The sequence below is a fragment of the Streptomyces sp. NPDC017095 genome (assembly GCF_044332325.1).
Taxonomy (GTDB): Bacteria; Actinomycetota; Actinomycetes; order Streptomycetales; family Streptomycetaceae; genus Streptomyces.
Window position 1 is genome coordinate 405,552 of record NZ_JBIROU010000009.1, and the last position, 10,345, is coordinate 415,896.

The 10,345-nt window shown below is 73.9% G+C and carries 9 protein-coding genes; 4 read left to right on the plus strand and 5 right to left on the minus strand.

Annotation, left to right across the window (positions count from 1 at the left end; translation table 11 throughout):
* Positions 1 to 3: 3 nt before the first annotated feature.
* Positions 4 to 963, minus strand: coding sequence for a deoxyribose-phosphate aldolase (deoC, locus tag ACH4OA_RS20835; protein ID WP_397941710.1), 960 nt, complete (start codon positions 961 to 963; stop codon positions 4 to 6).
* Between the two features lie 225 nt (positions 964 to 1,188).
* Here deoC and ACH4OA_RS20840 point away from each other — a divergent pair, with 225 nt between their 5' ends.
* Positions 1,189 to 1,890: a PH domain-containing protein gene (locus tag ACH4OA_RS20840; protein WP_397941566.1), complete on the plus strand. Its 702-nt coding sequence runs from the start codon at positions 1,189 to 1,191 to the stop codon at positions 1,888 to 1,890.
* A 264-nt stretch (positions 1,891 to 2,154) separates the two neighbouring features.
* Here ACH4OA_RS20840 and ACH4OA_RS20845 read toward each other — a convergent pair whose 3' ends face one another.
* The 3 genes from ACH4OA_RS20845 to ACH4OA_RS20855 all read right to left on the minus strand — a co-directional run bounded on the left by ACH4OA_RS20845 (position 2,155) and on the right by ACH4OA_RS20855 (position 5,537).
* Positions 2,155 to 3,786, minus strand: coding sequence for a phospho-sugar mutase (locus ACH4OA_RS20845; RefSeq protein ID WP_397970098.1), 1,632 nt, complete (start codon positions 3,784 to 3,786; stop codon positions 2,155 to 2,157).
* Between the two features lie 354 nt (positions 3,787 to 4,140).
* A complete protein-coding gene (locus tag ACH4OA_RS20850; protein ID WP_397970100.1) occupies positions 4,141 to 4,965 on the minus strand; it encodes a purine-nucleoside phosphorylase in 825 nt (274 codons plus the stop codon).
* A 134-nt stretch (positions 4,966 to 5,099) separates the two neighbouring features.
* Complete coding sequence (locus ACH4OA_RS20855; protein WP_365879186.1) at positions 5,100 to 5,537, minus strand: gamma-glutamylcyclotransferase; 438 nt, start codon at positions 5,535 to 5,537, stop codon at positions 5,100 to 5,102.
* A gap of 96 nt (positions 5,538 to 5,633) precedes the next feature.
* On the opposite strand from ACH4OA_RS20855, the gene ACH4OA_RS20860 reads away from it, so the two are divergent.
* From ACH4OA_RS20860 to ACH4OA_RS20870, 3 genes are all read left to right on the plus strand, one after another.
* Positions 5,634 to 7,082 (plus strand): NAD(P)H-quinone dehydrogenase, encoded by a 1,449-nt coding sequence (locus ACH4OA_RS20860; RefSeq protein WP_365879188.1) that lies wholly within the window; start codon positions 5,634 to 5,636, stop codon positions 7,080 to 7,082.
* 166 nt (positions 7,083 to 7,248) lie between these two features.
* Positions 7,249 to 8,193 (plus strand): DeoR/GlpR family DNA-binding transcription regulator, encoded by a 945-nt coding sequence (locus ACH4OA_RS20865; protein ID WP_397970102.1) that lies wholly within the window; start codon positions 7,249 to 7,251, stop codon positions 8,191 to 8,193.
* 72 nt (positions 8,194 to 8,265) lie between these two features.
* Complete coding sequence (locus tag ACH4OA_RS20870) at positions 8,266 to 9,504, plus strand: HNH endonuclease (protein WP_397970104.1); 1,239 nt, start codon at positions 8,266 to 8,268, stop codon at positions 9,502 to 9,504.
* Positions 9,505 to 9,654: 150 nt separating this feature from the next.
* On the opposite strand, the gene ACH4OA_RS20875 is transcribed toward ACH4OA_RS20870, so the two are convergent.
* Positions 9,655 to 10,345: biotin/lipoyl-containing protein (locus tag ACH4OA_RS20875; RefSeq protein WP_397970106.1), on the minus strand; the 691-nt coding region annotated here is incomplete at its 5' end.

The window sequence follows — 10,345 nt, forward strand, 5'->3', positions numbered from 1 at the left end:
GTGTCAGTCCACCGTTACGTAGTCGGGCCCGGAGTAGCGGCCCGTGGCCAGCTTCTGACGCTGCATCAGCAGGTCGTTGAGGAGCGAGGAGGCGCCGAAGCGGAACCAGTGGTTGTCCAGCCAGTCCTCGCCGGCCGTCTCGTTGACGAGCACCAGGAACTTGACGGCGTCCTTGGAGGTGCGGATGCCGCCGGCCGGCTTCACGCCGATCTGCACGCCGGTCTGCGCGCGGAAGTCCCGGACGGCCTCCAGCATCAGCAGCGTGTTCGCGGGGGTCGCGTTCACGGCGACCTTGCCGGTGGAGGTCTTGATGAAGTCGGCGCCGGCCAGCATGCCGAGCCAGGAGGCGCGGCGGATGTTGTCGTACGTCGACAGCTCGCCGGTCTCGAAGATGACCTTCAGCCGGGCGCTCGTCCCGCAGGCCTCCCGCACGGCCACGATCTCGTCGTACACCTTCAGGTACTTGCCGGCGAGGAACGCGCCCCGGTCGATGACCATGTCGATCTCGTCGGCACCGGCGGCGACGGCGTCGCGGACGTCGGCCAGCTTCACGCCGAGCGCGGCCCGGCCGGCCGGGAACGCGGTGGCCACCGAGGCGACCTTCACGCCGGAGCCGGCGACGGCCTCCTTGGCGGCGGTCACCATGTCGGGGTAGACGCAGACCGCGGCCGTCGTCGGCGCCGTGCGGTCCGTGGGGTCGGGATGGACTGCCTTGGCGCCGAGCGCCCGGACCTTGCCCGGGGTGTCCGCGCCTTCCAGCGTCGTCAGGTCGACCATCGAGATGGCGAGGTCGATGGCGTACGCCTTCGCGGTGGTCTTGATGGAACGGGTGCCGAGAGACGCGGCCCGCGCCTCCAGGCCGACCGCGTCGACGCCGGGCAGCCCGTGCAGGAAGCGGCGCAGCGTGCTGTCGGACGCGGCGACGTCCGAGAGAGCGTGAGCTGTGGGTGCGGTAGTGGGCATGGTCACCAGACGAGCATATCTACGCGCGTAGCGGATGTATAGCCCGAGGGCGGATCGTGGCGGGGCGCGGGCGGCGCGGGGCGTACGGCGGGAGGGGCGCGCGCGGCCCGGCGCGTACGACGGCGGGCGTCAGCGGCCCGCGCGCGGGGAGGCCGCGGGGAGGTGTGACGGGTCCGTCTCCGGCCGGGCCGGACGGGTGACGCGGGCGTGGGGCAGAATCGGCCCATGACCACCCCGGACCACCCGTCACCCGTGTCACAGCCCCCGGTGCCCGCCCCCAAGGACCGGATCTACCGCTCGCCCCTGGGGCTGGCGGGCGGCGTGCTGCTGCTCCTGGTCGTCCTCTGGCTGGGCTTCGACGCGCTGTTCAAGGGCCACGGCCGCACCCCGTGGCTGGCGCTGGCCGGCCTGATCCTGATCGTGCCGCTGGTCGTCGCGTTCACCCTGCGCCCGGCGGTCTTCGCCAACGAGGAGCGGCTGCGCGTCCGCAACCCGTTCCGGGTGATCACCGTGCCCTGGGGCGAGATCGCCGGCCTGCGCTCCGGCTACACCAACGAGGTCCTCACGAAGTCCGGCGGCAAATACCAGCTCTGGGCCGTACCCGTCTCGCTGCGCGCCCGCAAGAAGGCGGCCCGCCGGCAGCAGCGGGCGGCGGCGGACGCGGCCCGGGGCGGGACGCCGGGCGGCGGGGGCGGCGGGCTCGGGCCGGGCGGCTTCGGCCTCGGCGGGTTCAGCCTGCGCGGTCCGGACACCGGGCCGGCCCGCGCCGAGACCGACAAGGTCATGGACGACCTGCGCGAACTCCTCGAACACCACGAAGCGGCCGAGCAGGCGCAGGGCGAGGTCACCGTGCGCTGGGCCTACGAGGTGGCCGCACCGGCGGTCGCCGGCGCGGTCCTGCTGGCGATCCTGCTCGCCACGGGGTGAGAGCGGGCGGGGGCGTGTCTTCGCCGGACGGCCCCCCGCCCCTGCGGACGACGCCGGGCTCCCGTGAGGGTGCCCGGCGTCGCTCGTATGCGGGTCGCTCGTATGCGGACGGACCGGCGTGCGCGCCCCGGCGTCGCTCGTATCCAGCAGGACCGGCGTGCGCGCCCCGGTGTTCCGGTGCCCGGGAGGGCCGGCGTGCGCCCCCGGTGCCGATGTCCGGTGCCCGGCGGGCGGGCGTGCGCGCCGGGTGTCCGGTGGGCGGGCTCAGATGCCCGCGGCCGCCGACAGGTCCCGCTTGACGGCCGTCAGCAGCTCGGTCGCGCGGGTGCGCGCGGCCGGCAGGCCGGCGGGCCCGGAGACCGGTACGACGACCTCCAGATAGCACTTCAGCTTCGGCTCGGTGCCGCTCGGGCGGACGACGACCCGGGCGCCGTCCAGGGTGTAGCGCAGGCCGTCCGTGGGCGGCAGCGCGTCCGTGCCCCGGGACAGGTCCTCGGCCCGGACGACGGGCAGACCGGCCAGCTCCGCCGGCGGCTGCTCGCGCAGCCGGCGCATCGCGTCCGCGATCAGCGACAGGTCCTCGACCCGGACGGAGAGCTGGTCGGTGGCGTGCAGGCCGTGCTCCACGGCGAGGTCGTCGAGCAGGTCGAGGAGCGTACGGCCCTCCTCCTTCAGCACCGACGCCAGCTCGGTGATCAGCAGCGCCGCGGTGATGCCGTCCTTGTCGCGCACGCCCTCGGGGTCCACGCAGTAGCCGAGGGCCTCCTCGTAGCCGTAGCGCAGGCCGTCGACGCGGGCGATCCACTTGAAGCCGGTCAGGGTCTCCTCGTACGGCAGCCCCGCCTTCCGCGCGATCCGGCCGAGCAGCGAGGAGGAGACGATCGACTCCGCGAAGGTGCCCCGGGCGCCGCTCCGGACCAGATGGGCGGCGAGCAGGGCGCCGACCTCGTCGCCGCGCAGCATCCGCCAGTCGCCGCCGTCCCGGACGGCCACGGCGCAGCGGTCGGCGTCCGGGTCGTTGGCGATGACCAGGTCCGGGTCCGTGGCGCGGGCCCGCGCGAACGCCAGGTCCACCGCGCCCGGCTCCTCCGGGTTCGGGAAGGCGACCGTCGGGAAGTCCGGGTCCGGCTCGGCCTGCTCGGCGACCAGCACCGGCTCCGGGAAGCCGGCCCGGGCGAAGGCGGCCAGCAGCACGTCCTTGCCGACGCCGTGCATGGCCGTGTAGACCGTGCGGGCGGTGCGCGGGGAACCGGCGGCCAGGACGGCGTCCGTACGGGCCAGATAGGCGTCCAGGACCTTGTCGTCCAGGATCTCCCAGCCGGCGTCCGGACGGGGGACGTCGTGCAGGGAGGCGATGGCGGCGATCTCGGCGGCGATCTCCGCGTCGGCGGGCGGGACGATCTGCGAGCCGTCGCCGAGGTAGACCTTGTAGCCGTTGTCGCGGGGCGGGTTGTGGCTGGCGGTGACCTCCACGCCGGCGACCGCGCCCAGGTGCCGGATCGCGAAGGCGAGCACGGGCGTGGGCAGCGGGCGGGGGAGTACGGCGGCACGCAGACCGGCGCCGGTCATCACGGCGGCGGTGTCCCGGGCGAAGTCGGCGGACTTGTGGCGGGCGTCGTAGCCGATGACGACCAGGCCGTCGCCCCGGCCCTGCTTCCTCAGGTACGCGGCGAGGCCCGCGGCGGCACGGATGACGACGCCGCGGTTCATGCGCATCGGGCCGGCGCCGAGTTCGCCGCGCAGGCCGGCGGTGCCGAACTGGAGGGTGCCGGCGAAGCGGGCCGCCAGCTCCTCGACGGCACCGGCGTCGATCAGCCCGGCGAGTTCGTCGCGGGTCTCCTGGTCCGGGTCCTCGGCGAGCCAGGCCTTGGCCCGGGCGATCAGATCGTCGTGCACCTTGGGATCAACCTCTCCTGTGTCTACCTGGTCCGGTGGGGGACTGTGCCCCCGGACCCCGTCCTGCGCGGCCGGCCGGCCGGAACGCGGAATGCCGTAAGCGGAGGGCCGGGCGGACGAGTGAGCGGGCGGGCCCGCAGGCGCGTCCAGAAGGGGCCGTGCCACCATGACCGGCCGTCGTGCCGCCGGCCGTACGCCGGTCTCCGTCACCGGTCGCCGTACCGGCTGCCGTACGCCGGCCTCGCCGCCGTACCGCCCTGCCCAGCCCCCGTGCCGCCGTCACCGGCCGCCGCGTCCCGCCCGGCCCGTGCCCGCCCTGCTCGCGCCCGTCCGTCCGCTCGTCCGTCCGGCGGGTCAGATGCGGCTCAGCACCCGGGTCAGCAGCTGGCCCATGCGCGCCGCCGAGTCGCGGCCCGCCTGGAGGACCTCCTCGTGGTTGAGGGGCTCGCCGGTCATGCCCGCGGCCAGGTTGGTGACCAGGGAGATGCCCAGCACCTCGGCGCCCGCCTCGCGGGCGGCGATCGCCTCCAGGACGGTGGACATGCCGACCAGGTCCGCGCCGATGACCCGGGCCATGCGGATCTCGGCCGGGGTCTCGTAGTGCGGGCCGGGGAACTGGGCGTAGACGCCCTCCTCCAGCGAGGGGTCGATCTCCTTGCACAGGGCGCGCAGGCGCGGCGAGTACAGGTCCGTCAGGTCGACGAAGTTGGCGCCGACGATCGGGGAGGTCGCCGTGAGGTTGATGTGGTCGCTGATGAGCACCGGCTGGCCGGGGCGCATGCCCTCGCGCAGGCCGCCGCAGCCGTTGGTGAGCACGACCGTCTTGCAGCCGGCGGCGACGGCGGTGCGCACGCCGTGGGCGACGGCGGCGACGCCACGGCCCTCGTAGTAGTGGGTGCGGCCCAGGAAGACCAGGGCGCGCTTGTCACCGAAGGAGTACGAGCGGACCTTGCCGCCGTGCCCCTCGACGGCCGGCGGCGGGAAGCCGGGCAGCTCGGTGACCTGGAACTCGGCGTCGGGAGCGCCCAGGGCGTCGATGGCCGGAGCCCAGCCGGAGCCCATCACGAGGGCGACGTCGTGGGTCTCGGCGCCGGTGAGCGCGCGCAGGCGCGTGGCGGCGGCGTCGGCGGCGGCGTACGGGTCGCCCTGGATGTCGTCCGGAAGAAGAGATGCGTTCACGCCGACGAGGGTAACCGCTCTTCGCCTACGCGCGTAGATGACAGAGCCCACGGGATTGGTTTCGTTGCCTTGTCGTTTTCCACAAACGGTGGACGGAAGGGGAGGAGGTGCGCGAACGGGGCGGTGGCGGCGCCTCAGCAGGGGCGCTTGCGCAGCTCCATCACATAGTCGTGCGGGGCGCCCGCCGACTCCGCCGCGTCGGCGATCTCGCCCAGATAGCGTGCCGACGGCAGCCCGCCCTCGTAGCCGTTGAGGACGTAGGCCCAGGCCGGTTCCTCGCCGTCCAGGGTGTGCGCGCGCACGCGTACCCGCCGGTAGAGGTCGAGCGCCCCGCCCTCCCAGCGGTCGAGCGAGTCCTCGTCCATCGGGGCGATCTCGTACAGGCCCACGAAGACCTGGGCCAGCGGGTCCTCGACGATCGTCGCCAGCGCGCCGTCCCAGCCGAGCTGCTCGCCCCCGAAGGTCAGCCGCCAGCCGTTCAGCCAGCCGGTGGCGCGCAGCGGAGAGTGCGGGGCGCGGCGGGACATCAGACGCGCGTCGAGGTTGCCGGCGTACGCGGCATAGAGCGACATGGTCAGAGGGTACGGCAGCCGTCCCGCGGGCCCCGGGCGTCACGGGAGTGTCCCGGCGGCGCCCCCGGGCAGTGGCACGTTGAAGCGTGCGGGACAATGGAGTACGTGACTCGGATCGTGATCATCGGTGGCGGACCCGGCGGATATGAAGCGGCCCTCGTGGCCGCTCAGCTCGGCGCGGAGGTGACCGTCGTCGACTGCGACGGTCTGGGCGGAGCGTCGGTGCTGACCGACTGCGTGCCGTCGAAGACCCTTATCGCTACGGCCGAGGTGATGACCACCTTCGACTCCTCGTACGAGGAGCTGGGGATCATCGTCGCCGACGACACCCCGCCGCTGGAGCGGTCGGCCCGGGTGGTGGGCGTGGACCTGGGCAAGGTCAACCGCCGGGTGAAGCGCCTCGCGCTCGCCCAGTCCCACGACATCACCGCGTCCGTGACGCGGGCCGGCGCCCGGGTCATGCGCGGCCGCGGCCGGCTGGACGGCATGCAGTCCCTGGACGGGTCCCGCAAGGTCGTCGTCACCGCCGCCGACGGCTCCGAGGAGACCCTGACGGCCGACGCCGTCCTCATCGCCACCGGCGGGCATCCGCGGGAGCTGCCCGACGCCCGGCCCGACGGCGAGCGCATCCTGAACTGGACCCAGGTCTACGACCTCACCGAGCTGCCGGAGGAGCTGATCGTGGTCGGCTCCGGCGTCACCGGTGCCGAGTTCGCCGGCGCCTACCAGGCGCTGGGCTCCAAGGTCACCCTGGTCTCCTCCCGCGACCGGGTGCTGCCCGGCGAGGACCCGGACGCCGCCGCCGTCCTGGAGGACGTGTTCCGGCGCCGCGGAATGAACGTGATGGCCCGCTCCCGCGCGCAGTCCGCCAAGCGCGTCGGCGACCGGGTCGAGGTGACGCTGGCCGACGGCCGGGTCATCACCGGCACCCACTGCCTGATGGCCGTCGGCGCCATCCCGAACAGCGCGGGTCTCGGCCTGGAGGAGGCCGGCGTCAAGCTGCGCGAGTCGGGCCACATCTGGGCCGACAAGGTGTCCCGCACCACCGCGCCCGGCGTCTACGCGGCCGGCGACGTGACCGGCGTCTTCGCGCTCGCGTCCGTCGCCGCCATGCAGGGACGTATCGCCATGTACCACTTCCTGGGCGACGCGGTGGCCCCGCTGAACCTGAAGGCCGTCTCCTCGAACGTCTTCACGGACCCCGAGATCGCGACGGTCGGCTACACGCAGGCGGACGTGGAGGCGGGCAAGATCGACGCCCGGGTCGTCAAGCTGCCGCTGCTGCGCAACCCGCGCGCGAAGATGCAGGGCATCCGGGACGGCTTCGTGAAGATCTTCTCCCGGCCGGGCACGGGCATCATCGTCGGCGGTGTCGTGGTGGCGCCGCGCGCCTCGGAACTGATCCACCCCATCTCGATCGCCGTCGACAACAATCTGACGGTCGAACAGATCGCGAACGCCTTCACCGTGTACCCCTCCCTTTCGGGGTCGATCGCGGAGGTCGCCCGGCAGCTGCACACGCGCAAGGCGAGCGCGGAGGCCTGACGGCCCCGGCCGGCTTCCCGCTGGTCACGGCGGATCGTGGCGTATGCGGCCGGCATGGGCGGGGCGGACGGGTCCTATATCACCTCCCGCCCCGCCGTGCGAACAACTTCTGCTATTCGCCGCAAACCGCTGAAAGCAGACGGTCGCTGGGGTTACTGTCTGTTTCGTGTTCGCTGCTGAACGTCGCCAATTGATCCTCGAAATGGTGCGAGCGAACGGTGCCGTGTCGCTCCGTGAACTCGCCCGCGTCGTCCAGACCTCCGAAGTGACCGTACGGCGGGACGTGCGGGCGCTGGAGGCAGAAGGACTCCTCGACCGCCGGCACGGCGGTGCGGTGCTGCCGGGCGGGTTCACGCGGGAATCCGGCTTCCCGCAGAAGTCGCACCTCGCGACCGCCGAGAAGACGGCCATCGCCGACCTCGCCGCGGGCCTCGTCGACGAGGGCGAGGCCATCGTGGTCGGAGCGGGTACGACCACGCAGGAGCTGGCCCGCCGCCTCGCGCGCGTGCCGGGCCTGACGGTCGTCACCAACTCCCTGCTGGTGGCCCAGGCACTGGCCCACGCCAACCGGGTGGAGGTCGTGATGACCGGAGGCACCCTGCGCGGCTCCAACTACGCCCTCGTCGGCTCCGGGGCCGAACAGTCCCTCCAGGGGCTGCGGGTGTCCAGGGCCTTCCTCTCCGGAAGCGGTCTGACCGCCGAACGCGGCCTGTCCACCTCCAACATGCTCTCGGCATCCGTCGACCGGGCCCTGGTCCAGGCCGCCGCGGAGGTCGTGGTCCTCGCCGACCACACCAAGCTGGGCACGGACACGATGTTCCAGACCGTGCCGACGGACCTGATCACCCGGCTGGTCACCGACGAGCCCCCGGCCCACGACGACCGCGCCGCCACGGAGCTGCAGGCGCTCGCCGACCAGGGCGTGCAGATCGCCGTGGCGGGAGGGAGCGGGAACCAGGGGGGTGACCAGGTCCCGGCGGGCCGCCGCACCCCCCTGCCGGGACCACGCAGAAGCCACGCACCGGGCCCCTCCCCGCTCCGCTCCACCACCCCCCTCCCCGAACCGGCAAACCCGGACCGCGCCCGCGTCGCGGACCTGCGGCGGCGGTAGCGCCCGCCGCCCGCGGGGCAGCCACCGTCCGCGGGACCCCGCGCTGTCGGTGGCCCCGCCTACAGTGCGGGCATGGCGCTGACGGACATCACCCGGGTCGAGATAGAACAGGCGATGGAGGAGTACGACCGCCTCGGCCGAGCGGCCTTCCTCGCCCGCTACGGCTTCCGGCCGGCCCGCCGGTACCTGCTGGCGCACCACGGCAGGTGCTACGACTCGAAGGCGATCGTCGGGGCCGCGCACGGGTACCTGCCCGGCCGGCGGCCCCTGGCCGCGGCGGAGTTCTCCGGTGGCGCGCAGCACGCCGTGGCCCTCCTGGAGACGCTCGGCTTCTCGATGGCGCAGGACCCGCCGCCGGACGGGACCCTCACCCACGGCGGGCTGCTCCGGCGCGTCACCGCGATGCGGGCGCACCGCGTCGCCGGCCGGCCCGCCCTGTACAAGCCCGTCACGCTGCTGTGGGCGATGGGGCGCGCCCTGCGCGGTGAACCGCGGCTGCTGGCCTGGACGGAGACGGAGCAGGCGCTCGCGGCGCTGCTCGCGCGGCACGGAGCCCGTGGGGAACGGCCGCGCCCGGACTACCCCGTGGCGTCCCTGTGCCGCGACGGGCTGTGGACGCTGCCCGACCACCCGGGCGAGGTGCCCACGGCCCACGGGGACGCGCGGCTGAAGCGCTGGTTCGCCGAGCACCGGCCGCGCGGTGGTCCGACCGAGGCGGTCTACGACCTGCTCCGGCACTCGCCCGTCACCCGGCTCGCGGTACTGGACGAACTGCTCGGCACGTTCTTCGACGGTCTCGACCCGGCCCCGCTCCTCGCGGACGTGGGCCTGGAGGAGACCGGCACGGAGCCGGAGCAGCCCGGGCGGGCGGCCGGGGAGGCGGCGGACCGGCCCGAGCCCTGGCTCGTCACGGCGGCCGAGTACGAGCGGGGCTGCCGGCTCATCGAACAGCGGGAGGCCGCGAACGGCGCAGGCGGGCGCGACACACGGACCACACACCGGCCGAAGCGCTCCCGGGCCGCCCGCTATCTGGTGCTCAAGCGCAGCCAGGGGCGGTGCGAGAACCCGGGCTGCACGGGCCAGCCCGCGGATGTGACGGACCGGCACCAGCCGATACTGGAGATCGACCATGTGCGTGACCTCGCCCTCGGTGGGCGTGACCACCCCGGTCAGATGGTGGCCCTGTGCCCGAACTGCCACGCCGTGAAGACCCGGGGCAGCACGCGCGAGGAACTGCGCGAGATCCTGCTGCGGGTGGCGGAGGAACGTCACCGGAGCATGCGCATCGAGGCCCGCCCGCCGCTTTCCTGAGCCGTCTGCCGCCCGCAGGGGAAGGGCGACGGGTGCCGCGGACCGGCGCCGGTCCGGGAGAACGCCACGCCCGGCGGTCCGGGAAACGCCACGCCCGGCGGACCGGGACAGCCGGTCCGCCGGGCGTGGCGCAGGTGCTCGCCGCTCGGCTCAGTCCTTGATCTCGCAGATGGCCGCGCCGGAGGTGACGGATGCGCCCACCGTCGCCGCCAGGCCCTTGATGGTGCCGGTTTTGTGGGCGTTGAGGGGTTGTTCCATCTTCATGGCTTCGAGGACGACGACGAGGTCGCCTTCCTCGACTTCCTGGCCTTCCTCGACGGCGATCTTGACGATGGTGCCCTGCATCGGGGAGGCGAGGGTGTCGCCGGAGGCGGCGGGGCCGGACTTCTTGGCCGCGCGGCGTTTGGGCTTGGCGCCGGCCGCGAGGCCGGTCCGGGCCAGGCTCATGCCCAGGGAGGCGGGCAGGGAGACTTCCAGGCGCTTGCCGCCGACCTCGACCACGACCGTCTCGCGGCCGCCGGCCTCGTCCTCCGCGCCGGCCTCGGCCGGCGCGGTGAAGGGCTTGATCTCGTTGACGAACTCGGTCTCGATCCAGCGGGTGTGGACCGTGAACGGGTCGCTGGAGCCGGTCAGCTCCGGGGCGAACGCGGGGTCGGTGACGACGGCGCGGTGGAAGGGGATCGCGGTGGCCATGCCCTCGACCTGGAACTCGTTCAGGGCGCGGGCGGCGCGCTGGAGGGCTTCCTTGCGGGTGCGGCCGGTGACGATGAGTTTGGCGAGGAGGGAGTCCCAGGCGGGGCCGATCACGCTGCCGGCTTCCACGCCGGCGTCGAGGCGGACG